The organism is Anoxybacteroides voinovskiense (genome assembly GCF_014196205.1).
Taxonomy (GTDB): domain Bacteria; phylum Bacillota; class Bacilli; order Bacillales; family Anoxybacillaceae; genus Anoxybacteroides; species Anoxybacteroides voinovskiense.
Genome location: NZ_JACIDE010000016.1, coordinates 1 through 23,976 on the forward strand (window position 1 = coordinate 1; position 23,976 = coordinate 23,976).

Here is a 23,976-nt window from a genome sequence, read left to right on the forward strand (position 1 = left end):
TATAAGTTTTTCTTTCTACCCCTTTGTTGAACAACTTATACACACTATCTTTATCATAATCATATCTACCATTAGGTAGAATATTTACTTTGATTACCCCTTCTTTAACGTATTTTGTTAAAGTAGGTCTTGATAGTTGAAGCAATTCTAATACTTCTTTTGCTTTTATTGGAATCACCACCTTTCGCAATATGATGATAACATATTGCCAGATCAAAAATAACTATTTTTATAAAAATTTTTAATTATTTTTATTTATTTGGTTAATTTTATTATCCATACAAAAATACATTTGTACACGCAAGGGGGACAGAGGATGGAAAAAGAAATGCAATTAAAGCGAAATATTGGCTTTTTCGTTTCGACGTCGTTAGTTATCGGGACGGTGATTGGTTCCGGCATTTTTATGAAACCGGGGGTCGTTTTGTCTGCGACCGGTACTTCCAATTTGGCGCTCTTCGCTTGGGTGATCGGTGGGATTATTACTCTCGCAAGCGGATTGACGATGGCGGAAGTAAGCGTCAACATTCCAAAGACCGGCGGATTGTACACGTACATTGAAGAAATCTACGGAAAGACATGGGGCTTTTTATGTGGCTGGGTGCAAACGATCGTTTATGGCCCGGCAGTCATTGGTGCATTAGGTCTTTATTTTGGGACGTTGCTTGCGGACTTTTTTCATTTTCCGAAAAATAGCAGCGTCCTCATCGGGATTTTTACGGTGTTGTTGCTTATGGTGTTAAATATTCTCGGCACCCATTTGGGCGGCTTTATTCAAACGGCTTCGACGATTGGAAAACTTATTCCGATTGCGCTCATTGCGATATTCGGGCTTTTGAAAGGCGATGCGGCGGTGTTTAACGTCGAAAGCGGCAGTGTGCAACATATAAGTATGGGCGCGGCGATTTTAGCGACGCTTTGGGCGTATGATGGTTGGATGAACGTCGGATTTATGGCAGGGGAAATGAAAAATCCGGCGAAAAACCTTCCGCGCGCGATTATTTCTGGGCTTTTAGTCGTTATCGTTGCGTATTTATCGGTCAATATCGCCTTGCTTCACGTATTGCCTGCACAAAAAATCGTGGCGCTCGGTCCAAACGCGGCATCGACGGCGGCGACGATCTTGTTTGGAGAAGTTGGCGGAAAAATTTTAGCCATCGGTATTTTAATCTCGATTTTTGGCTGTTTAAACGGAAAAATTCTTACGTTTCCGCGCGTTCCTTTCGCGATGGCGGAACGAGGGCTTCTTCCGGTAGCGAAAATTTTTTCCCGCATTCACCCGACATGGAAGACACCAGTCGGAGCGACTGTCATGCAAGTAGCGATCGCTTTATTGATGATGGTGTTTTGGAATCCAGATCGCTTGACGGACATGGCAATTTTTGCGGTGCTGTTCTTTTACGGATTGTCTTTTTACGCGGTATTTTTGCTTCGCAAACAGCGCCAAGCAGCCGACTTATATAAAGTTCCGTTGTACCCAGTCACACCGATCGTTGCGATTGTCGGTACAGCGTACATTATTGTGAGCACGCTCATCAACTCCCCAATCGACACATTGTTCTCAATCGGCATTATGCTCATCGGCATTCCGGTCTATTGGAAGTTAAAAAGGGAACATAGTCTAGCTAACCAAAAAGCAAGCTAACCGAAAAAAGGTTCAGACGGAGAGTCTGAACCTTTTTGTATTAGATGATGAAAACCGTTTGTTTCCATCATTTTTGTGGCAAGGAAGGAGGTTGAAGCACCGCAACACAAAGATTAAATCTAGTTGATGGATTTCTCATGAAATATTAAGCAAATCGGAATGAATCCTACTTGATACGCGTCATTGGTTAGTGATATACACGAGGATGTAAAGATTATTTTATACGAACGTGTGGCAAAACGAATGGCTGAGTAGGCTAGTTATTTTTGCCGAAAAAGGAGTGGAGCTCAGATGAAAAAGGACATGCACCGACAAGAAACAGTGCCTCGCTTTATTTTTTATGATGCGAAAGGAAGGAGGAAGATAATTTTTAAATCCGTTCTTTGCTTGGCAATTATTGTTGCCGCCGTTGTTTTTTACGTTTTCTTTCAGAGTGTTTTTGCGCCGATAAACCTTCCGTACGCAAAACTATTTCCGAATGCATATAAAAAAATCATATCGATAGACGAAAAACTTAGTTATTTGCAGCTACAGGAAGAGTTGAAAATAGAAAAGTTTAAGCATTTTCATCATCTGAACCATTGGAAAAAAAGAGGAGATGGCAGTGCGCCTAATGAAGTGTATGGGTTTTATGTAAACTGGGATGAAAATAGCACGACTTCGTTAAAAGAGCATATTCGTTCATTAACGGTATTAGTGCCGGAATGGTACCATGTGAACACAGATTTCACGATTGTTAGCGAGATTAAACCTGATATTATGGAATTGGCAAAGGAAAATCATGTAAAAATCATGCCGTTAATTAACAATTTTACCCAAAAAGATGCTGGACCAGACGGCACTACTATCGATCGGTTGTTGCATGCCCCTGTGGATAAACAAAAGCAATTTATTGATGATTTAGAAAAACAAATAGAGGCAAACCAATTCGCAGGTATTAATATTGACTTTGAATCCATTCCTAAGAAAGACCGAGAGGCATTCACGAAATTTATGCAAGAGCTTGCTCATGTGTTTCATCAACACCATTTGCTCGTAACACAAGATGTGCCGGCGGATGATCGTGCCTTTGATTATCGCGCATTATCCAAAGAAGTAGATCGATTAATGGTCATGATGTATGACGAACATTATGCAGGGGGAGAGCCAGGGCCGATTGCTTCCGCTGACTGGGTTCAACATACGCTCGATCATTTACCGATCCCTGCAGAAAAGCTCATTGTTTCTCTCGGAAACTATGGGTATGATTGGACGACAGGTGCCAAAGCTCCAGCTACGTCCTTAACTTTTTCAGATATTATGGAGATGGCACATGATTCTAATTTAAAAATTAAATGGGATAAACTAAGCGGGAACCCGTATGTTCAATATGAAGATGGAGAGGACAAGCATATCGTTTGGTTTTTAGATAGTGTAACTTTCTATAACGGAATGAAAATGGCGTTCGAGAATGGAACGAAAGGATTTGCAATCTGGAGATTAGGCTCAGAAGATCCGACGGTGTGGGATCTGTTAAAGGACTGTGGAAAGATACAAAGCCATATCAGCCTGTTGCATAAAATTCCTAGCACCGACCGAGTCAACTATTCTGGACAAGGAGAAATTTTAAGAATTACAAACGTCGGCCGAAATGGTTCAAGAGGATTTCAAGTAGATAAAGACGGGTACCTTACCGATGAAGTGTATCAGTCTTTTCCATCATCGTACGAAGTTCAACGATACGGACAGCCGAAAGGAAAACAAGTAGTCTTAACGTTTGATGACGGGCCAGATCCTAAATATACGCCAGAAATTCTCGACATCTTAAAACAATTTGATGTAAAAGCGGACTTTTTTATCGTCGGAGAAAATGCGGAGGAGTACCCTGATATTATTAAAAGAATGTATAGCGAAGGGCATGAGGTAGGCAATCATACGTTTACGCATCCGAACATTGCCTATACGTCCCCGTTGCGTACAAAGTTAGAACTAAACACGACCCAGCGGCTTATTCAAGAAATCACTGGCCATTCTACCGTTTTGTTTCGACCACCATATGAAGCGGATGCGGAGCCTTATTTAGCGAGTGAAATATTACCGATTTTGCGGGCGCAAAAGATGAATTATATTATGGTTGGAGAAAAAGTGGACCCAGAAGACTGGACGCAGCCAGCAACAAACGAACTAGTAAAGCGTGTGCTTACGCCTATATATAACGGGGAAGGAAACGTGATTCTTCTTCATGATGCGGGAGGCGATCGTACGCATACGGTAGAAGCGTTGCCGATGATTATTAAAGATTTGAAAGAGCATGGGTATCGCTTTGTCACCATTTCTGAGCTATTAGGGAAAAAACGTGAGGATGTAATGCCAAGTGTTTATTCCTATGATGCGTCGTGGCTGCCGTATGACCGAGCGGTTTTTTCGGGAATGGAATATTTTACAAAAATATTAACAACAATTTTTTACGTGACGATTGGACTAGGAATTTTCCGTTTCTTATTTTTAATGTACTTTTCGTTTAAGCAAAAAAGAAGGGATACATCTCGTTCTATCACCGATTACCAGCCTTTCGTAAGTGTTGTCATAGCGGCCTATAATGAAGAAAAGGTCATTGGTAAAGCGATTCGCTCGATTTTGGCCAGTGACTATCCAGAGTTGGAAGTGATTGTTGTAGATGATGGCTCACGGGACAGTACGGCAAAAGTCGTTCAAGAAATCAGTAATGAGTACCCGAACGTTCGCTTAATCCAGAAAGAAAATGGCGGGAAATCGTCCGCGGTGAATCGAGGATTCCAAGAAGCGCGCGGGGATATCGTCGTTTCATTAGATGCGGATACGATTCTTGCATCTAATACAATTTCTTTAATGGTTCGCCATTTTGCAGATCCTCATGTCGCGGCTGTGTCGGGGAATGTGAAAGTAGGAAACCGACGAAATGTATTAACTACATGGCAACATATTGAATATATTACCGGCTTTAATTTAGAGCGGAGAGCGTTCGATGAGTTGAACTGTATTACAGTTGTGCCAGGCGCCATTGGAGCATGGCGAAAGCAGCTCGTGAAAGAAGCGGGGTATTTAAGTGAAGACACACTAGCAGAGGACACAGATCTTACTTTAACGCTTTTGCGTCAAGGGTATCGGATTGTTTATGAAGATAAAGCGTATGGCTATACCGAATCGCCAGAAGATGTCAAAAGTCTCATTAAACAGCGATACCGCTGGTCATACGGTACGTTACAGTGCTTATGGAAACATCGAAAAGCGCTGTTTAATGTAAAGCATAAATCCTTAGGATTTATTGCTTTGCCAAATATGTGGATATTCCAGTTTTTTTCGCAATCCGTTTCCCCGTTTGCCGATATATTAATGGTGATTGGATTGTTTAGTAGCCATCCGTTAAAAGTGTTAGGATTTTATCTTTTATTCTTTGTCATTGACATGCTTGCATCGCTCTTTGCCTTTTGGTTGGAAAGAGAAAATCCGAAACCATTGCTTTGGTTAATTGTGCAACGGTTTGCTTATCGCCAGCTAATGACTTACGTTGTTATTAAATCTATACTTTCTGCTATTCAAGGAATAGAGGTAGGTTGGAACAAACTAAAACGACTCGGCAGTGTCGCGCAATCGCTTGGACAAAACCAATAAAAACTAGCTTGGATGGTTCTATTCTTAGCTTTTCTGCCGGAATCGGCAGAAAAGCTTTTGTTTAGCCATACTAAACGGAAAATGTTAAAGCTCCAAAGTGCACCTATATAACTCTTTAAAAGATTGTTGCTAGAAAATAATAATAAAGATGCACTTGTATCAATGAATTTCTCCTATCATACTTTGCGGGGAGAGAGGTTTTATTATCCTTATTTCGTCTCCACCGCACCATCCCACTTGCTCATTCCACCGGTCATGTTGTAAATATCGGAAAACCCTTCGTTTGCTAGTATTTCGCTTGCTTGGGCAGAACGGTTGCCTGAGCGGCAGACGATTAAATACGCTTGGTTTTTATCGAGTTCGCCGAGCCGGTCTTGCAGCTGCTGGAGCGGGAGCAGTTTCGCGTTTGGGATATGCCCAGAAGCGAACTCTTCTTCGGTGCGAACGTCAATTACTGTCACTTCTTTTTTTTCAATCATTTTTTTTGCTTCTGCTACAGACACGTTCGTATACCCTGTATTTGCAGAACAGCTAGCGAGCAGTAGTCCTGTGAAAAATAAAAAAACAGTCCACCATTTCATGTTTCTTCGGGATCTCCTTCCTGTTGAAATATACCCATATATGTATTTTAAACAAGATCATCTTCCGATTCAAGTAGCTCGATAATGTTTCATTTTGCTTCAATTGAGTAGTTTTGCACTTCCTGTTAGTTGGTTGTCAAAAAATCGACAAAACGCTTTCACAAACTTCACACGATTGTTTGGTATCGTTAGCACGAGAAGGTGGTGAGGGAGATGAGAACGTTAGGATGGGTGCTGCTTTTCGCGCTTGTTTTTCCGTTATCGGTACGCGCAGAAGGGGTGCAAGCTACCATTGACAAAACGCCAGCTTATGGAGTAGTAAAGCTTGCTAGTGGCGTATATGACGAATCGCTTCGCTTGGCGAAACCGCTTACGTTAGAGGGAGTTGGAAAAGTGACGATACGCTCGTGTCGTTCGCCGGTTGTGACCATCTCTAGCCATCATGTTGTGTTGCGGAATGTGACGATCGAGCAGTGCGGCAATGCTAGTGATCGTGCAGCGCTTTATGTCACAGGGCATGATCATACGATGGAACGTGTGCATATATTCGCCACCGAGCGTGGCATTCAGCTTGACAAGGCGCGCCGGACAACAATTGTTCATTGTGTCATTCAAGGAAAGAAAAACGGCAACGGCATTGACTTATGGGAATCGTCGCAAAACAATATCCAAGACACAACGATTCGTCATGTAAAAGACGGGATTTACATGGAAAATAGCCACGAAAATATACTAAGCGAAAACAACATTCGCGATGCGCGCTACGGCATTCACGTGATGTTTTCAAACGGGATTGTATTAAGAAAAAACGTGTCGGAAAAAAATATCGCGGGTGCGATGGTGATGGGGACGAAACGGACGACGATTGAACAAAATTTGTTTCGCGAAAATAACCGCAACGTTCATTCCCAAGGGCTTCTTTTGTACGATGCGACAGAAACGGTGGTGAGAGGAAACGAAATCGTTGCGAATCGTGTCGGCATGTATGTCGAAAACGCCCGTTATAACGAACTGCTAGAAAACGATATTCGCCGCAATTTTATCGGAATGCAGTGGAATGCGTCAACGAAAAATCGCGTAGCGGACAATTCGTTTGTCGGCAACGTTCACGATGCGCAAGCTATTCATAGCACTAATAATACGATCATCCATAACTATTGGGACGCCGCGCTGAAACTCGATGTCACAGGCAAAGGGTTTAGCGCCATCCCGTATCGCGCTGACCCATTTTTCTTAGCGCTTACGACCAATGTGCCGGAATACCAGTTATTTTTCCAAGCGCCAAGCATGATTGTTTTGCAAAAACTGTTGCGCAGCCCAGATAAAGAAGTGCTCATCGACCAAGCACCGCGGATGAAAGAATTTGTCTTAGAGAAAAAACACGCCCAACCGACAAGCCCATTGTATATGATGAGCGTGGCGATGGCAGTAGGAAGTATTAGTTTATTAATGTTAGGGAGGAAACGATAGTGAAAAGAAAAGCAGTTTTCGCCATTTTAGCAGCCGTTATTTTCGTCATCGCTGGTTGTAGCCAAAAAGCAAAGCCGGTAGCGATTGATGAAAAAAATGACAAATGCGACACGTGCCATATGGCGGTCGGAAATGACCAATTTGCGACAGAACTCATTTTAGAAAATGGTAAAGTGCTCAAGTTTGACGACATTGGCTGTATGTATAAATGGATGCACGAACATAAAAAAGAGGCAATCACCGCAACGTTTGTTCGTGATTATAAAACGAGCGATTGGATAGAAGCAGACAAGGCAACCTATGTGTATGACAAAAACATTCGCACGCCAATGGCGTACAACGTCATTTCGTTTCAAGACGAAAAAGAGGCGAAGCAATTTATCGAAAAAAATGGCGGCACGCTTCTTACACATGATCAACTAGCTGACCATACGTGGGAACGAAATAAAGAGATGATGATGAAAATGAAAAGCGGAAAGATGAAGATGGATGAGCATAGCGACGATATGGGCAACTGAGCGCCAGTTGTCCTTTTTTCTATCGGGAGGGGATATGATGCGAAGTATCGCACGAATGGAATGGCGGCTTATGATGCGGCAATATTCCTCGTATTCGTTCGTTATATTATGGACTGTGGTGCTGTCGCTACTGTTTTTCATCGCGCGGAATAATACCGATTTTGCTGGTTATACGAACGTGACAGGGACGATTGCGAATATGATGCTATATTTATTGCCGCTGTTTATGTTAATCGCCGGTTCGTTTGCGATTGCTGGGGAGATGGAGAGTGGACAGTGGCGGCTGTTACGGACGTATCCGCTTCCGCCAGCAACGTATGTAGCCGGAAAATGGCTCGGGCAATGGCTTGGGCAGGTGATTTTGTTTACGCTTAGTTTTGGCATTAGTTTGGTGCTTAGCTTATGGAGCGGCACGGTGTTGCCGCTGAAATGGGTGGTGGCACTATATAGTTTTTCGCTATTGTTAATCGCTTTTTTTCTTATGCTCGGCTTGGCGGTTGGCTCGTTCGTTTCGACAAGGTGGCAGGCGTTGACCGTATCGGTTGGCATTTGGTTTTTATTTATTATGATTTGGCCAACGATGTTAATTGCCGTGCTAAACGTTGTACCATATCCCTTCATTGCCCCGTTATTACAAGGCTTGACGCTTCTTAATCCAGCGGAAGTATTGCGGGTGGCATTTGTCGTACAGCTAGGTGGTAGCGCTGTTTTCGGGCAAGCGTATGACCATTTGCTTTGGCTATGGCAGAAGCGGTTCGGTTTAATCTTAATGACGTATGCGGTTATGTATGGATGCATCTTATGGATGATGGCGGCACGGAAGTTAGCGAGGAGGAAAGTGAGATGACAGCGCTTGATGTAGCAGGGGTGGCGAAAACATATAAGACGAAATATGCGCTCATGCCGGTGTCGCTTCAAGCAACTAGCGGAGAGTGCGTTGTATTATGCGGAGGAAACGGAGCGGGAAAAAGCACGTTGCTTCATATTTTAGCAGGGGTGCTTGCCCCGACGGCTGGTACGGTGGCGCTTCATGGCGTGTCGCTACAAAAAAACCGTGAAGCATACATTTCGCAAATCGGGTATATGCCAGATGATTTCCACGCGCCACCAATGATGACTGTGCAAGAATTTTTGTCTTTTTATGCGTCTTTACGGTACGTGTCTTCAGAAAAAATAGAAAAAACGCTTCATGACATCGGGCTGGAAAAGCAAAAAAAAGAATGGATCAAGCATTTATCGAAAGGGATGCGGCAGCGCTTATTATTCGGGCAAGCGTTACTAGGAGAGCCGAAACTATTGCTTCTTGATGAGCCGACGAACGGCCTCGATCCGTTTTGGGTCGATCGGTTTGTCGATATTCTGAAAGAGAGGAAGAAAAACGGGACGATTATCGTTTTCTCGACGCATATGATGGACGTAGCGGCGGAAGTAGGCGACCGCGTGCTGTTTATGAAAAACGGCGAAATCGTCAAACAAATCGAACCAGCGGACTCTCACCGGAAAGAAGAAACCGTATTACAGCTGTTAAAATTGCACCGGCAGCTATAACAAAATTCCCCACCCAATTTTCGGATGGGGAATCGTTGTTTTTTATATGGAAATGATATGATATAGACAAAGAAGTAAAGTTTCTTTGAAGTATTTTTTTCAAAAGGAGGGAATACTATGGTACTACAACATGTTGTAGAGGAGCGAGTACCGATGGACAACGTCCCTGATCGCAAGAAAAAATTCGTAAGACGTATATCTGTATCTAGTAAAAAACAAATTACGATACCAAAGGACTTTTATGATGCGCTAGGCATTGGCGATGAAGTGTTAATCGAGTTGGCCGATAATAAACTCATTATTCGCCCGATACGTGAAGATCATGTTGATTTTTCCGATCTTATTTTAAAAGATTTAATTAACGAAGGGTATACAGGCGAAGAATTGTACGAATCGTTTAAATATCGTAAATCTCAACTATCCCATGCGTTAGAAAAGCTGGTTTCCGAGGAAAGACCGAAGGCGAAAACGTATACGTTGGAAACGTTAAAGGAGCTATTCCACGAGGATGATGAATAATCGCTTAACTATCCTTCCGAAAGCGGAAAAAGCGATTAAGAAACTAACAAAGCATCATAAAGAATTGCAAGAGAAGTTTTATACCGCTTTTCAGGAAATTCTTTTCCATCCGTTAGAGGCAGGGAAGAGAAAGACAGGGGACTTAGCGGGAGTGTACGGGTACGATATTTATCATCGAGGGATAAACTACGAAATTGCGTATATCATTGAATACGATGAGAATGGCAATGTCATTGTCGTTATTTTAGCCGGAACGCGGGAAAATTTCTATGATGAACGTAAACGTTATATGAGAACGAGCAAAACAAAGCCTCGTAAATAAACGCTCTTGCCTAAAAGCGTCTGGAGATTTTGGTTAAGCGGCGTGAAAATGAAATCCCCCATCCAATTCTTTCGCTAGAGCGGATGGGGGATTTATACGTTGACATCCGTTTGGTTCATCGTGCGCCTCCTTGCAGCATATGCTCGACTTGCTCGATCGTTAACGTGCGAATAAACTCAATAAGGTCAATCGCTTGAATGCCAAACTCCTTACATTTTTCTAAATACCGCTGATACGCTTGTGTATACATTTCCATCCTTATCGGCTCCTTCCATAAAAATGTTGTTATGTGTATTGTAATATAACAGATTATAAAAATCAATATCTGTTATATAATTATTTTTATCATTTCGTTTGCTAGTTGTCATGTAGGATACAATAAGATTAATAACAAAAATTCGGAAATCACCTACTTTTTGCAGGAGCATGGCGGACAAAAGAACGTACCGCAAAGGGGAAGGGACTATGACTTCTTGAACGATTATGATAAAATATAAGCGGTTTCGTTCACATAGGCGATGGGGTTCGCCGCAATTGCCGGAAGGCTGATGACTCCTACCAGTTGACACTGGTGGGGGTTTATTCATTTTAAGGAAAATTTAGGAGGGAAAGGAATTGGTTTACGTTGTTGTAGGCATTGCTGGTATGTTAGGGGCACTGCTTCGCTATTATGTCGGGGTGTTGTTGCCGACCGCATCGTTTTTTGGCTTTCCGCTTGGGACGTTAGTCGTTAACTTTGTCGGTTCGTTTTTGCTTGGCTGGTTTGCGACATGGTCGGCGCGTCCATCGTTTCCCCTTTGGCTGAAAACAGGAATTGCGACTGGTTTGATCGGTTCATTTACGACGTTTTCGACGTTTAGCGTCGATTTTTTGCAACTTGTGCAACACCATGCGTGGAAAATGGCATTTCTCTATGTTTTTCTTAGTATGTTTGGTGGGTTGCTTTGTTCATGGAGCGGTTTTCGAGTCGCGAAACAGACGACACGAAAGGAGGCTTTATAATGTCTGTACTATTTGTTATTAGCGGTGGTTTCCTCGGGGCGATTTGCCGTTTTGCCGTTAGCCAATGGTTTATTCCGCGCGCCAAATCGTTTCCAATCGGCACGTTGCTTGTCAACTGGCTCGGGTCGTTTTTGTTAGGCTTGTTAGTTGGGAGCGCCCCCGCGGAAAGTTGGCAGCTTTTCCTTGGGACGGGCTTTATGGGGGCGTTTACGACGTTTTCGACGTTTAAATGGGAGAACGTGCAAATGATTGTTCGTGGCGAAACGAAAAGCGCTATGATTTATTTAGCGTTGACGTATTGTTTCGGCATATCGTTTGCGTTTGTTGGTTATTGGCTTGGCTCACAAGTTTAAATCGCGATAGTCAGGGTGAAGCTTTAATAGCTCGGAAACGGTGACGAACGTATAGCCTTTTTCTTTTAAAATCGGCAAAATTTCTTTTAACGCTTGAACGGTTTGTTTGCGGCTTCCGCTTCCGTGGTCGTGAAATAAAATAATTTGCCCTGGTTGAATATGCTGAACGACGCGGCGGACAATTTTTTGCGTCCCGGGGTTTTGCCAGTCGTACGTATCTTGCTCTCGCGACCACATGACGACCGTGTATCCTTCGTTTGTTGCGGCCTTCATTACGCGTTGGTTGAAGTAACCGAGCGGCGGACGAAAGAGCGTTGGGCGTTTTTTCGTTAGTTCGTATAAAATCGTTTCCGTTTTTTTTATTTCGTTCGTAATCGTTTCCGTTGATTTGCCGCGGAAATCGAGATGCTTATATGTATGGTTCGCTAGTTCATGTCCTTCTTTTATTTGCCGTTGGATAATGTCAGGATAGTTTTCCGCACGAAAGCCAACGACAAAAAATGTTGCTTTGGCGCGATGTTCTTTTAAAATGTCTAAAATTTGCGGCGTATATAGGACATCAGGTCCGTCGTCAAACGTAAGCGCGACGACTTTTTTCGTTGTCGGGACGTCCCAGACGATTTCGTTTATTTTGTTCGTTTCGTTAGCCGAAAAAACGGAGCTAATGACGATGGATAATGATAAAAAGAAAAGCAGCATATATACTATCCTTTCGTAATGTATTCATGCATAGCATGCCAAAAAATCGGGAACAAAATTCACTGTTTTTCGTTTTTTAGCCGTCAAAAAATAGTATAATGGAGAAAAGCGGTTTATTTTTTGTAGGGAGAGAATAGTGTGAAAAAAGCAGCGGCAGCTATCTGTCTTTTTATTTTTATGGTAGGAGCGGTTCGTTCTGAAGCGGTGTCTCGTCCTATGATTCAGGCGACATGGCTTTGGAATCCGTGGCTGCTTGTGCAGCAACAAGCCATCGTCCTTGCTTTTCTTGAGCAAAAACAACGAACCGACCTTTATTTGCAAGTCGATGAAGAAGTGCCAGCGGACGTGTATCGCGCGTTTATTCGGGACGCGACGGCGAAAGGCATTCACGTCTATGCGTTAGATGGTGCGCCAAACTGGATAGAACATCCCGAGGAGCTTGCTCGTTTTTTTCGCTTCGTAGCTGATTACAACGGAAGTGTAAGCGAAGAAGAGAAGTTTTCCGGCGTTCATTTAGACATCGAACCGTATTTGCATGCTCATTGGACAAAACAGCAACCAACGGCGATTGCGGCATATCAAGCGCTCCTTTTACAGGCGAAAGAGCAAGCAGCTTCTTTATCGTTGCCATTAGAAGTGGACGTGCCGTTTTGGTATGATGACGTGTTTTATCATAATGCATATGGGCAAGGGCGCTTAGCAGATTGGGTGATTGCCCAAACCGACCGTGTGACCGTTATGGCGTATCGCGACACCGCAGCGGCAATTATCGATGTCGTAAAACACGAGATGAACATCGCAAAGCAATACGGGAAACAAGTCGTCATTGGTGTCGAAACAGCACCGACGACAGAAGGCGACAACGTCTCTTTTTTTGACGAAGGGGAAGCGTATATGACTAAGGAACTTGCGGCGGTTCAAGCCCACTACCACCGCACCCCTAGCTTCGCCGGCATCGCTGTTCATCATGTAGAAGCGTGGGGGAAGATGAGAAATTGAAGAGGTTTTCACACTTGGCATTGAATATGCGTTTTTGGATATGCTATGCTTTTTATAGTGAGCGTTTCTTTCCCCATCTCGTTTTGTAAGGAAAGAGGTGCTCTTTTTCTGTGAATTTACTGTAAAAGCAAGGAGGAAGGGTATGCCCACGATTAAAGATGTGGCGCGATTAGCGGGTGTTACGGTAACGACGGTATCCCGTGTATTAAATAATCGCGGATATATTAGCGATGCAACCCGCCAAAAAGTATATCAGGCAATGGAAGAATTAAACTATCAGCCAAATGAAATCGCAAGGTCTTTGCATCGCCGACAATCAAAGTTAATAGGGCTCATTATCCCAACCGTATCTCATCCGTTTTTCGGGGAGTTAGCAGGTTTTATTGAATATTATGCTCATTTAATCGGGTATAAAGTGTTAATTTGTAACTCATTGTTGGATCGAAAAAAAGAAAAAGAGTATATCGAGATGCTCAAAAGCAATCGGGTAGACGGCATTATTATGGGGAGCCACACGCTAGAAGTGGAAGAGTACATGAACGTAAATTATCCAATCGTCACATTTGACCGACGTATTAGCGAAGAAATTCCTTATATTTCTTCCGATAACTACGGTGGGGGGAAGTTAGCTACCAATTTGCTTATTCAAAAAGGATGCAAAAAAATTGCCCATATAAGCGGGAACTTGCAGCTCCAATTGCTTGCTAATCAACGCTCACAAGCATTTATCGAATTAAGCAAAGAACATGGGGTTGAATCGGTGATTGTGGAGACAGAATTGAACGTTTTCGACATCACTCAATATGAAACGATGATTCGAAATTTGTTAGAAAAACACCCTGATATCGATGGTGTTTTTGCGAGTAGTGATGTCATGGCAGCATATGTTATTCAAATATGTTACTTATTAAATAAACGAATTCCTGAGCATATTAAAATTGTTGGTTACGATGATATTAAGCTCGCGTCGTTATTTGTCCCACCGCTAACGACTATTCGCCAACCGATTGAAGAGATGGCAAAATGTGCGGTGGAGTTGATTGTGAAACAAGTAAACGAAGAGCCGTTTGAACGCGAAAATGTCTTTCCAGTGCAGTTGATGGAACGGTTGACGACGTGATGATGTAAGGAAGGTGTTGAAAGCGATAAACGTTTCAACACCTTTTTTTGATGATATGTCAATCGTTTAACATTTTTTATGTCAAACGATTGACATATTGAAATCGCTTTAATATAATCACGGTAGAAGTACAAATATTTCTAAAAAGAGGGGGAGCTAATTTGCGAAAACTTAAAATGATGTCCGCTGCAGTACTATCTTTATCTTTATTGTTATCAGGTTGTGGGAATTCTACAAAGGAAGGCCAATCATCAGACGGGAAGAAAACGGCTAGCTCCGAAGTGAAAATTACCCTTCTCAACTCGAAAGGGGAAATTCAAGCACAATTGGAAGAAGCAGCAAAAGAATTTAGCAAAGAAAATCCTGGAACGACATTAGAAGTCATCCCAGCAGCTGCAGGACAATCCCCGTTTGAGAAAGTTTCCTCTATGTATGCAGCAGGGAACGCTCCAACGATTTCGATGGTAGACCCTGGGGATGTGAAAAAATTCGCCGATAAGGCGCTTGATTTATCAAACGAAAAATGGGTGAAAGACGCTATTGACGGTAGTTTAGATGATGCGAAGACAGAAGATGGAAAGATTCTTGCCTTCCCGTTTGCGGTTGAAGGATACGGTTTAATTTATAACAAAGCCGTTCTTGATAAAGCAGTAGGCGGAAATTTCGACCCTGCTTCGATTAAAACGAGAAAAGACTTAGCAGAACTAATCAAAAAAATTCAAAAAACAGGAGTAGCTTCCAACTTGCAATCGCCAATGGATTGGTCGTTAGGGGCTCATTATTTAACAATTGGTTATAGCGTACAATCAAATAAGTTTGAAGAAGTGGAAGCGTTTTTAACAAACCTTAAAGAAGGAAAAGAAGATTTGACGAAAAACGAAAAATTAAACGGGCTATTAGATACGTTTGATTTATTAAAAGAAAATAACGTTAATAAAAAAGACCCGATGTCAGGAACGTATGAGCAAGGACCAGAGTTGTTAGGAAAAGGGAAAGTCGGTCTTTGGTTTATGGGGAACTGGGCATGGCCGCAAATTAAAGGGTTTGATACAACAAACGGCAACTACGGTTTCTTGCCAGTGCCAATTAGTGATAATCCAGATGACTACGGCAACTCACAAATCTCTGTTGGTGTGACGAAGCGTTTGATCATTGACAAAGAGCAAAACTCTCCTGAACAACAGACGGCAGCGAAAAAGTTTTTAGAGTGGCTAGTATATAATGAAAAAGGGCAAGACTTTTTAGTCAATAAGGCGAACATCATCCCAGCGTTCAAAAATATTACATTAGAGCCGCAAGATCCATTAGCAAAATCGATTAAAGCATATATGAACAATAATAAAACGCTTCGATCCATGGTGACACTTCCACCTGACCATTGGTCTCAAGTTGGTGCGTTTATGCAGCAATATTTAGACAATAAAATCGATCGAAAACAATTGTTGAAACAAATTGAAGGTTACTGGAAATCACAACAATAATAGAGTGTTAGTTTATGTGGAATAACGTGCTTAGCCGTTATTCCACAACTTTTAGCGAGGAGATGACAACGCATGTCCAGCCAAAAATTTTTTGACAGATTAAAAGTTCAGCTTTTGTTCTCAGGACCGACATTGTTTGCTTTTTTTACTGTCGTTATTTTGCCGTTTTTATATGGGATTTATTTGACGTTCACTAACTGGGACGGGGTTTCAACAAGTCACTCGTTTGTCGGAATGAAGAACTATTTAGCGGTGCTAGATGACGCTGCGTTTTGGACATCGTTATATAAAACGATGAAATACGTACTATTAACGGTTATTTTGATTAATGTCGTCGGATTCTTTTTAGCATATATGTTGACGACGGAAATTCGCGCCAAAAATTTATTCCGCGCAGGTTTTTTTACTCCTAACTTAATCGGCGGAATTATCCTTGGGTTTCTTTGGCAGTTCATTTTCTCGAACGTGCTTGTTTACATCGGCGAACATTTTAAAATCGGCATTTTCTCTTCTTCATGGTTGGCAGATCCGGACAAAGCGTTTTGGACGCTTGTCATTGTGACAACTTGGCAATATTCTGGCTACATGATGGTCATTTATATAGCGGGATTAATGAATATTCCTAAAGAATTGTTAGAAGCAGCAAGCATCGACGGTGCGAACGCATTTGTTCGGCTGCGGAAAATTATTTTACCGCTAATGGTTCCATCGTTTATTGTTTGCGTGTTTTTATCGCTTCAAAGAGGGTTTATGGTGTACGATTTAAATATTGCGTTAACGAACGGAGGCCCGTACAAGAGCACACAGCTTGTGTCGATGTATGTGTATCAAAAAGCATTTTTATCACAAAAGTACGGAGCCGGACAAGCAGAGGCGTTTGTTTTGTTTCTCATTGTAGCCATTGTTACACTGATTCAAGTGTATGTGAGCAAGAAGCGGGAGGTTGAAGCGTGATGAACGTATCCAAAACCTTAACGAAGTTCGTTCGTTATATTGTTTTAGTCATTTTTTTCTGTTTATATATTCTCCCCTTTATATTAGTCGTATTGAATTCGTTAAAAGAGCGAACAGAGATTATTTCCAATCCGTTGTCTATGCCTAAATCATTTAATTTAGCAAACTATTTCAGCGCGATGGAGAAAATGAATTTTGCCCATAGCTTTATGAACTCGCTTATCATTACCGTATTTAGCGTGGCGCTAATTACTATTTTTTCAGCAATGACTGCTTATGTGTTTGTTCGCGTGCAAAATAAGCTAAATAAGTTTTTGTTTTTCTTAATGGTCGCTTCCATGATCATTCCGTTCCAAGCGATTATGATCCCACTTGTGCAAATTTATGGGTCGATAGGGTTTTTAAATAGCAAGTGGGCATTGATTTATATGTATATCGGGTTTGGGGCATCGCTAGCTGTTTTTATTTATCATGGATTAATTAAGAGCATTCCGTTAGAATTAGAAGAGGCGGCGATGATTGACGGGGCGTCGCGCTTGCAAATCTTTTTTCAAGTAGTGTTTCCGTTATTAAAGCCAACAACGATGACGATTGTGATTTTAAACGTTCTTTGGATTTGGAACGACTTTTTATTGCCGTCCCTTGTTTTAATTAAGCCGGAAGAGCGGACGCTGCCGCTGTCTACGTTCTACTTTTTCGGGACATATTCTGTTGATTACGGATTATTAATGGCGGGGTTAGTAGTGACGATTATACCGGTAATCATCGTTTACTTATTCACACAAAGACACATTATTCAAGGAGTTATGAATGGTTCGATTAAATGATGTAGAAAGGTTGGTTGCATTGTCTAGACACGAGGAAATGGTAAAGGAAGCAGAAACACGAGTACAACGAGCAAAAGAAAAAATGGACGGGACATACCGACTAGCATACCATATTATGGCACCGGTACACTGGATGAACGACCCGAACGGACTGATTCAATGGAACGGGGAGTACCATGTGTTTTATCAGTTTCATCCGGATAGCCCCAAATGGGGACCGATGCATTGGGGGCATGTGAAAAGTAACGACCTTGTGCATTGGGAGCGTGTACCGATTGCGCTTGCGCCGAGCGAATGGTACGACGAAGGTGGTTGTTTCTCTGGAAGCGCGGTGAATGATCATGGAATGCTCACACTTATTTACACCGGAAACGTTTGGCTAAATGAAGAACAAACAGAATTAAAGCAATATCAATGCATCGCGACAAGCAAAGACGGTGTTCATTTTGAAAAGGACAAAGCGAACCCTGTTTTAGCTGAACCGCCGTTTGAGTGCCAAGGCCATATTCGCGACCCGAAAGTGTGGAAACATGGCGAGGATTGGTATATGGTACTCGGGACAAGAGAGGGGAATAACGGAAAAGTCGTTTTATACAAGTCGAAAGATCTGCGTCATTGGGAATATGTCAACATCCTTGCACAAAGCGATGGTAGTTTAGGATACATGTGGGAGTGTCCAGATGTATTCCACTTGAACGGCAAAGATATCTTGCTATTTTCCCCGCAAGGGATCGAGCCGGCCGGCGATCGCTTTCAAAATCTTCATCAAACCGGCTACCTTGTCGGAACGCTCGATTATGAAACGGGAAAACTAGCGCACGGAGCGTTTGAAGAGCTCGATAAAGGGTTTGATTTTTACGCCGCGCAAACGTTTGAAGATGAAAAAGGACGACGCATTTTGTTCGGCTGGATGGATATGTGGGAGTCACAAATGCCGACGCAATCACATGGATGGGCCGGCGCGTTAACGATTCCGCGTCTTTTGGACTTGACGGATGATGAGAAACTGTTGATGAAGCCGGTGCCGGAATTGCAGTTATTGCGCGAAGAGCATACGAAGCTGGAATCGATCTCAGTAAATGACGGAACGTACACACTTCCAGTTAAGGGCGATCGACTCGAGTTGCTCGTTCGTTTTTCATTAGCCGATTTTCAAGGGAACGCATTTGGGGTGAAAGTGCGTTGCTCGGGTGATGGAAGCGAAGAAACGATCTTCCGCTATGATACAGGAGACTCCATCGTGACGTTTGACCGAAACCGTTCCGGAAAAGGAGAGGGTGGCATTCGTCGAGCTGCATTGGATAAGAAAGAAGACGTCGTCACGTTTCATTTCTTCATTGACCGTTCTTCTGTTGAACTATTTGTCAACGACGGGCGTCTTGCCATGACTGGAAGAGTTTACCCATCGGAAACGAGCCAAGGAATCGAATTGTTCACAGAAGGTGGGGACGTGACTGTCCTTTCCGTCGATGCGTGGAAATTGAAAGATATTTGGGGATAGGAAAGATTTTATCATGTGAGGGGAAAATGATGAAGAGACAATGGTGGAAAGAAGCCGTTGTGTATCAAATTTATCCGCGCAGTTTTATGGATAGCAACGGTGACGGCATCGGGGATTTGCAAGGCATCATTTCGAAATTAGACTATTTACAAACGTTAGGAATCGATGTCATCTGGTTGTCACCGGTGTACCAATCGCCGAATGATGATAACGGGTATGACATTAGCGATTACCAAAATATTATGAAAGAGTTTGGCACGCTTCGTGATTTTGATGAATTGTTAGAAGAAGCGCATAAGCGCGGGATAAAGATTATGATGGACTTAGTTGTCAATCATACGTCTGATGAGCATATTTGGTTTATCGAATCAAGAAAATCAAAGGAGAACAATCCGTTTCGCGATTATTATATTTGGCGGCCAGGAAAACCAAATGGAGAGCCACCGAACAACTGGGGAGCTGCGTTTGGCGGTTCAGCTTGGGAATACGATGAAACGACTGGAGAATATTATCTCCACTTATTTAGCAAAAAACAGCCGGATTTGAATTGGGAAAACGCGAACGTGCGGAAAGAAATTTACGATATGATGCGTTGGTGGCTCGATAAAGGGGTCGATGGATTCCGCATGGATGTCATCAATATGATTTCAAAAGTCGAGGGGCTCCCAGATGGCGAAGTGAAGCCTGGCCATCAATATGGTGACGGTAGTCCGTATTATTTCAACGGGTCAAAAGTGCATGATTATTTGCAAGAGATGAACCGCGAAGTCCTATCCAAGTACGATATCATTACCGTTGGAGAAATGCCAGGTGTGAACGTGGAAGAAGCGAAGCTGTACACAGGGGAATCTCGGAATGAATTGCAAATGGTGTTTCATTTTGAACATGTGAGTTTAGGAGACGGATTGTATGGAAAATGGTCTCTAGGAGAATGGAAACTGACAGAGTTAAAAAAAATCTTTGCCCATTGGCAGTACGGACTGGCGAAGGATGGTTGGAACAGCCTGTATTGGAGCAACCATGACCAGCCGCGCGCGGTTTCTCGCTTTGGCGATGATGGCAAGTATCGCGTGCAGTCTGCGAAAATGTTGGCAACATGCTTACATATGCATCAAGGCACTCCATATATTTACCAAGGAGAAGAAATTGGCATGACGAACGTCAAATTCCCGAAATTGGACGATTATCGGGACATTGAAACGTTAAATGCTTACAAAGAATTAGTCGGTGGCGGAAAGATGACGCATGAAGAAATGATGGCCGCGATTTATGAACGAAGCCGAGACAATGCTCGCACACCGGTACAATGGTCAAGCGAACCGAATGCGGGATTTACAACGGGCACCCCATGGATTGACGTCAATCCGAATTATACAGACATTAACGTCGAAGCGGCATTAAAGGATCCGAATTCTATTTTTTATTACTATCAAAAACTCATTCAATTGCGGAAACAACACGATATCATTGTGTACGGCGCATATGATTTAATTGTAGCAGAGGACGAACAAATTTATGCGTTTACTCGCACGTTAGGGGAAGAGAAGCTCCTTGTCATATGTAATTTTACAAACGATACGCCTTTATTCGAATTGCCAGCGAATATCACGTATCAAACACATTCTTTACTCCTTAGCAACTATGACGTAAGCAGTGAGGGCGATATTCGCACAATCACGCTGCGTCCATATGAGGCGAGGGTGTATGTATTGGGGAATTAAGTAACATCTGTGTGTACAATCCAAAAAGAGGCGCTGCAGTGCGGGTCTCTTTTTTAAAGGTAAGAAAGGGAGTATATATTTTTGATAAATGTGTGTATGTAATTATGTAGTATGAGCTTTTTGTTGTATTTGCGTTAATCAAGGTGGCGCGTTCCCCTGAAAAGTATGATATGACAGCCACAGGGAAAGAAGAGATAGAAATGGAAAGCAAAGAACATGAATCTGAGATGCAAATCGCTAACTCTATGGAAATGTAAATTTGCGAAGATTCGCGAACAGTGCCTCGCGCTGTTCGCGTTTGTTATTTTTGGAGAATTTTCCGAGAAATTTGTGCGCATATGTTGTAACATATAAGTGTAAGCACAAATGGAGGGGATTGCTATGTACACACCGAAAGTTTTTCAAGTAGATGACGAGGACAAAATCGTACAATTTATTAAAGCAAATAGTTTTGGAATTTTATTTTCGACGGTGGACGGTCAACCGTTTGCGACCCATTTGCCATTTCTGTTAGAGGAAAATAATCATGCGTTATGGAGTCATATGGCGAAGCAAAATCCTCAGTGGGAGGACTTACACAACAAAGAAGTGCTTGTCGTTTTCCAAGGTCCGCATGCGTATATTTCACCTACTTGGTATCACGAACCAAATACCGTTCCGACTTGGAATTATGTAGCCGTCCATGTTTACGGAACATTTCAGTTAATCGACGACAAAGAAATGATGAAACATCTTCTAGAAAAAACCGTCGATTTTTACGAATCATCGATGCCAACTCCTTGGAAAGTAGAATTTGACGACTTTACCGAACATCTAATGGAAGGAACGGTTTGTTTCAAAATCAACATCCAAAAAATTGAAGGAAAATGGAAACTGAGCCAAAACCATTCGATTCAAAGGCAGAAAAACTTGATCAAAGGGTTGAAAACGGTCGATCACTACCATTCGAAAGAAATCGCAGCGCTTATGGAACAAAATATTTTAGATGGAATGAAAGAGTAGAGGTTCTAAAAGGGAGGATAAACATTAGTGACCACCGTATGGCCGACATTGCTTTTTGGATTTATTTTAGGGCTCAAACATGCGACAGAACCGGATCATGTCATTGCTGTATCAACGATTGCCAGCCGCACAAGGAAGCTTTCGCTTTCGTCGCTTGCGGGGATTTTTTGGGGAATTGGCCACACCACCACATTATTTGTCGTCGGAATGATCGTCATCGGGCTGGAACAACAAATACCGGAAACCGCAGCGATGTGGCTGGAACTAGCCGTCGGAGTGATGATTGTCGTTTTAGGGATTACGAGTTTTCGCTCGGCAAATCGCTCTTATAAAAAAGACGTGAGCATGCGTCATTTCCATCTAAAATCGACGATGATTGGCATTGTTCACGGGTTAGCCGGCAGCGCCGGAATGGTGCTTTTGGCGTTAACGACTGTCGATACACGGTTGCAAGCAGTACTATTTATATTGATATTTGGCGTCGGAACGATTATGGGAATGATGCTGTTTACGACATTTCTCGGTTTACCATTTATTTGGATGAAACGTAAACAAATAGTTTACCAGTTCACCATCAAAGCCGTTTCGTTGATTAGTATCGTATATGGTTTATATTACATGTATCGCATAAGTAGTGAAATCATTGTTTAATCGTTTGCAAGGTTCGAAACGACAAGCATTGAGCAAGTTCAGCGTGTTGATTCACCAATAAAAACCAATTGGAACTAGTTTATTCATCATTGATCTAGCACCCAGCGGCAAGGAAATATTTTGGCAAGGGGCGTTTTCATCCTTCCGCGGGTGATGTACTTTTTTGGCGTCATAGATGTCGATTTAAACCCTGATGATAAGGTAATCGCCGTTTTTCATTTTTACCACATCTGCCTTCATTGCTTTTGCGATATCTTGTGTCATCGTTTTTTGTTGTTCCTCATTCTCCGCCCACAACGCTAGCTGGCTCCCACCTAAAATTCGTTCTTTCTTTAAAGTGATAATGGCTAATATTGTGTAGGTAGGTCGTTCTGATGATTCACGTCCCATCCGCTATTCCCTCCCAAATAAGTTTGTATCCATTACGGAATGGCTCTTTTTTACACTCTCGAGAACGGGTGTTTTTTTTACTGCTTCGATCAGTTTGTTAACATCTTTGATAATCGGGACTAATGTGATAACAATTTTTCCTTTTTCGTACTCTTTTCGTGTAAAGTGATAACGTTTTACTCCAACCGATCGAGTTGCTTCGAATAAGGCTGCCTGCCTTTGACCATAATGGTCTAAAGCAATTCTAAAATGTTCTTCACGTGGAATAATGACAACGGCTAGCCCTTCTTTTTGAAACATATTTGCGGCGTTTTCGGTACCAAGGAGATTGGAAACAAAAATACCGTCGACAAAAAGCTCCGACTCTCTGACTTCTATTTTTCCTTCTTTAACGTCAGCAATATCACCAAGCACTTTTCCTTTGGAAAAACGCTTTATTACATAAAGGACGATAAGCCCTGTTATTGTTCCTGACATGATATTGATCGATATGAATTTACTATCGACCAACTGGATTGTTAATGCGGTTGTAAAGGAAACGATTAAGGCAAAGTAATTACGTGCCTCAAATGTCTTGGCAATCCCGTCGATATAGGCATCACCACGATAAGCAGACTCCGTATTTTCTAAATCCTTCAAACTTTCTTTTTCTGCTTTTCTAACATCTCGAAACTGTTGTATTGCTAAAGCCAAAAAAGTAACAGCGACAAAATTTTTCGTCATAAGGGCTGGGATAGCGACTGCTCCTAACGAAGCGGCAACAAAACCGGTCACTAGATGTATTAAATATCCATTAGGATAAGTGGGATATTGTCTAAAATCTTCTTTAATGGTTAAAGCTCGGGCCATTGTTCCGACAATAGTAGCTGTCACGATGATGATCAGATGGTCAGTTGAAATAATGTTTTCTTTCATAATTAGTCACCTGATGAAAAGTTTTTTCTTAATTTGGCTAACTTAGTAAAAAATAATTCATTCATTTAATAAAGGACTAACGAACTGCTTGCCCACATATATGTATACAAATAAGAACTTACGGGGAG

Annotated in this window: 24 protein-coding genes, 1 pseudogene and 1 riboswitch; of the genes and pseudogenes, 19 read left to right on the top strand and 6 right to left on the bottom strand. The window is 42.3% G+C overall.

All coding sequences use genetic code 11. The features are described from left to right. Nucleotides 1–169 (bottom strand): annotated as a pseudogene (locus tag GGR02_RS10960) (MerR family transcriptional regulator); the annotation flags it as partial. Between the two features lie 147 nt (nucleotides 170–316). On the opposite strand from GGR02_RS10960, the gene GGR02_RS10965 reads away from it, so the two are divergent. Both GGR02_RS10965 and GGR02_RS10970 read left to right on the top strand, forming a co-directional pair. Further along, a complete protein-coding gene (locus GGR02_RS10965; RefSeq protein ID WP_183184850.1) occupies nucleotides 317–1,645 on the top strand; it encodes an APC family permease in 1,329 nt (442 codons plus the stop codon). Between the two features lie 291 nt (nucleotides 1,646–1,936). Further along, on the top strand, nucleotides 1,937–5,275 hold the full coding sequence (locus tag GGR02_RS10970) for a glycosyltransferase (protein WP_183184852.1): 3,339 nt from the start codon (nucleotides 1,937–1,939) through the stop codon (nucleotides 5,273–5,275). 209 nt (nucleotides 5,276–5,484) lie between these two features. Here GGR02_RS10970 and GGR02_RS10975 read toward each other — a convergent pair whose 3' ends face one another. Then, nucleotides 5,485–5,856 (bottom strand): rhodanese-like domain-containing protein, encoded by a 372-nt coding sequence (locus tag GGR02_RS10975; protein ID WP_183184854.1) that lies wholly within the window; start codon nucleotides 5,854–5,856, stop codon nucleotides 5,485–5,487. Between the two features lie 213 nt (nucleotides 5,857–6,069). On the opposite strand from GGR02_RS10975, the gene GGR02_RS10980 reads away from it, so the two are divergent. The 6 genes from GGR02_RS10980 (at nucleotide 6,070) to GGR02_RS11005 (ending at nucleotide 10,233) form a co-directional block, all read left to right on the top strand. Further along, nucleotides 6,070–7,326, top strand: coding sequence for a right-handed parallel beta-helix repeat-containing protein (locus tag GGR02_RS10980; protein ID WP_183184856.1), 1,257 nt, complete (start codon nucleotides 6,070–6,072; stop codon nucleotides 7,324–7,326). After that, nucleotides 7,326–7,844, top strand: a complete 519-nt coding sequence (locus tag GGR02_RS10985; protein ID WP_229706189.1) for a nitrous oxide reductase accessory protein NosL — start codon at nucleotides 7,326–7,328, stop codon at nucleotides 7,842–7,844. Before GGR02_RS10980 ends, GGR02_RS10985 begins: the two co-directional genes overlap by 1 nt. A gap of 37 nt (nucleotides 7,845–7,881) precedes the next feature. Continuing rightward, nucleotides 7,882–8,691 (top strand): ABC transporter permease, encoded by an 810-nt coding sequence (locus tag GGR02_RS10990; RefSeq protein WP_183184857.1) that lies wholly within the window; start codon nucleotides 7,882–7,884, stop codon nucleotides 8,689–8,691. Further along, a complete protein-coding gene (locus GGR02_RS10995; RefSeq protein WP_183184859.1) occupies nucleotides 8,688–9,392 on the top strand; it encodes an ABC transporter ATP-binding protein in 705 nt (234 codons plus the stop codon). The genes GGR02_RS10990 and GGR02_RS10995 overlap by 4 nt, the downstream gene beginning before the upstream one ends. Before the next feature lie 117 nt (nucleotides 9,393–9,509). Then, nucleotides 9,510–9,911: an AbrB/MazE/SpoVT family DNA-binding domain-containing protein gene (locus GGR02_RS11000; protein ID WP_306415781.1), complete on the top strand. Its 402-nt coding sequence runs from the start codon at nucleotides 9,510–9,512 to the stop codon at nucleotides 9,909–9,911. Beyond that, nucleotides 9,901–10,233 carry a type II toxin-antitoxin system RelE/ParE family toxin gene (locus tag GGR02_RS11005; protein WP_183184861.1) on the top strand — a complete coding sequence of 111 codons (333 nt, stop codon included), beginning with the start codon at nucleotides 9,901–9,903 and terminating at the stop codon, nucleotides 10,231–10,233. Before GGR02_RS11000 ends, GGR02_RS11005 begins: the two co-directional genes overlap by 11 nt. A gap of 115 nt (nucleotides 10,234–10,348) precedes the next feature. Here the strand turns inward: GGR02_RS11005 and GGR02_RS11010 are convergent, their stop codons facing one another. Further along, nucleotides 10,349–10,489 (bottom strand): hypothetical protein, encoded by a 141-nt coding sequence (locus tag GGR02_RS11010; protein WP_169806997.1) that lies wholly within the window; start codon nucleotides 10,487–10,489, stop codon nucleotides 10,349–10,351. 249 nt (nucleotides 10,490–10,738) lie between these two features. Further along, nucleotides 10,739–10,798: riboswitch (Fluoride riboswitch) on the top strand. A gap of 50 nt (nucleotides 10,799–10,848) precedes the next feature. Between GGR02_RS11010 and crcB (GGR02_RS11015) the strand changes: the two genes are divergently transcribed. Together crcB (GGR02_RS11015) and crcB (GGR02_RS11020) are read left to right on the top strand one after the other, a co-directional pair. Beyond that, nucleotides 10,849–11,235 carry a fluoride efflux transporter CrcB gene (gene crcB, locus GGR02_RS11015; RefSeq protein WP_183184863.1) on the top strand — a complete coding sequence of 129 codons (387 nt, stop codon included), beginning with the start codon at nucleotides 10,849–10,851 and terminating at the stop codon, nucleotides 11,233–11,235. After that, a complete protein-coding gene (crcB, locus tag GGR02_RS11020; protein ID WP_183184957.1) occupies nucleotides 11,232–11,588 on the top strand; it encodes a fluoride efflux transporter CrcB in 357 nt (118 codons plus the stop codon). The genes crcB (GGR02_RS11015) and crcB (GGR02_RS11020) overlap by 4 nt, the downstream gene beginning before the upstream one ends. On the opposite strand, the gene GGR02_RS11025 is transcribed toward crcB (GGR02_RS11020), so the two are convergent. Then, a complete protein-coding gene (locus GGR02_RS11025; RefSeq protein WP_183184865.1) occupies nucleotides 11,577–12,287 on the bottom strand; it encodes a polysaccharide deacetylase family protein in 711 nt (236 codons plus the stop codon). The genes crcB (GGR02_RS11020) and GGR02_RS11025 overlap by 12 nt on opposite strands. Before the next feature lie 138 nt (nucleotides 12,288–12,425). On the opposite strand from GGR02_RS11025, the gene GGR02_RS11030 reads away from it, so the two are divergent. The 9 genes from GGR02_RS11030 to GGR02_RS11070 all read left to right on the top strand — a co-directional run bounded on the left by GGR02_RS11030 (nucleotide 12,426) and on the right by GGR02_RS11070 (nucleotide 22,543). Further along, complete coding sequence (locus GGR02_RS11030; RefSeq protein ID WP_183184867.1) at nucleotides 12,426–13,286, top strand: amidase; 861 nt, start codon at nucleotides 12,426–12,428, stop codon at nucleotides 13,284–13,286. A gap of 142 nt (nucleotides 13,287–13,428) precedes the next feature. Beyond that, on the top strand, nucleotides 13,429–14,406 hold the full coding sequence (locus tag GGR02_RS11035) for a LacI family DNA-binding transcriptional regulator (protein WP_183184869.1): 978 nt from the start codon (nucleotides 13,429–13,431) through the stop codon (nucleotides 14,404–14,406). Between the two features lie 161 nt (nucleotides 14,407–14,567). After that, nucleotides 14,568–15,887: an ABC transporter substrate-binding protein gene (locus tag GGR02_RS11040; protein ID WP_221210817.1), complete on the top strand. Its 1,320-nt coding sequence runs from the start codon at nucleotides 14,568–14,570 to the stop codon at nucleotides 15,885–15,887. A 72-nt stretch (nucleotides 15,888–15,959) separates the two neighbouring features. Beyond that, nucleotides 15,960–16,841: a carbohydrate ABC transporter permease gene (locus GGR02_RS11045; RefSeq protein ID WP_183184871.1), complete on the top strand. Its 882-nt coding sequence runs from the start codon at nucleotides 15,960–15,962 to the stop codon at nucleotides 16,839–16,841. Further along, nucleotides 16,841–17,668 carry a carbohydrate ABC transporter permease gene (locus tag GGR02_RS11050; protein WP_183184872.1) on the top strand — a complete coding sequence of 276 codons (828 nt, stop codon included), beginning with the start codon at nucleotides 16,841–16,843 and terminating at the stop codon, nucleotides 17,666–17,668. Before GGR02_RS11045 ends, GGR02_RS11050 begins: the two co-directional genes overlap by 1 nt. Next, complete coding sequence (locus GGR02_RS11055; protein ID WP_229706188.1) at nucleotides 17,652–19,169, top strand: glycoside hydrolase family 32 protein; 1,518 nt, start codon at nucleotides 17,652–17,654, stop codon at nucleotides 19,167–19,169. Before GGR02_RS11050 ends, GGR02_RS11055 begins: the two co-directional genes overlap by 17 nt. Before the next feature lie 29 nt (nucleotides 19,170–19,198). Further along, a complete protein-coding gene (locus tag GGR02_RS11060; RefSeq protein WP_183184874.1) occupies nucleotides 19,199–20,890 on the top strand; it encodes a glycoside hydrolase family 13 protein in 1,692 nt (563 codons plus the stop codon). A 381-nt stretch (nucleotides 20,891–21,271) separates the two neighbouring features. Then, a complete protein-coding gene (locus tag GGR02_RS11065) occupies nucleotides 21,272–21,892 on the top strand; it encodes an FMN-binding negative transcriptional regulator (protein ID WP_183184876.1) in 621 nt (206 codons plus the stop codon). A gap of 27 nt (nucleotides 21,893–21,919) precedes the next feature. Continuing rightward, a complete protein-coding gene (locus GGR02_RS11070; RefSeq protein ID WP_183184878.1) occupies nucleotides 21,920–22,543 on the top strand; it encodes a HoxN/HupN/NixA family nickel/cobalt transporter in 624 nt (207 codons plus the stop codon). A gap of 183 nt (nucleotides 22,544–22,726) precedes the next feature. Here GGR02_RS11070 and GGR02_RS11075 read toward each other — a convergent pair whose 3' ends face one another. Both GGR02_RS11075 and GGR02_RS11080 read right to left on the bottom strand, forming a co-directional pair. Next, complete coding sequence (locus tag GGR02_RS11075) at nucleotides 22,727–22,933, bottom strand: capping complex subunit for YIEGIA (RefSeq protein ID WP_183184880.1); 207 nt, start codon at nucleotides 22,931–22,933, stop codon at nucleotides 22,727–22,729. Nucleotides 22,934–22,936: 3 nt separating this feature from the next. After that, nucleotides 22,937–23,848: a YIEGIA domain-containing protein gene (locus GGR02_RS11080; RefSeq protein ID WP_183184882.1), complete on the bottom strand. Its 912-nt coding sequence runs from the start codon at nucleotides 23,846–23,848 to the stop codon at nucleotides 22,937–22,939. Nucleotides 23,849–23,976 lie beyond the last annotated feature (128 nt).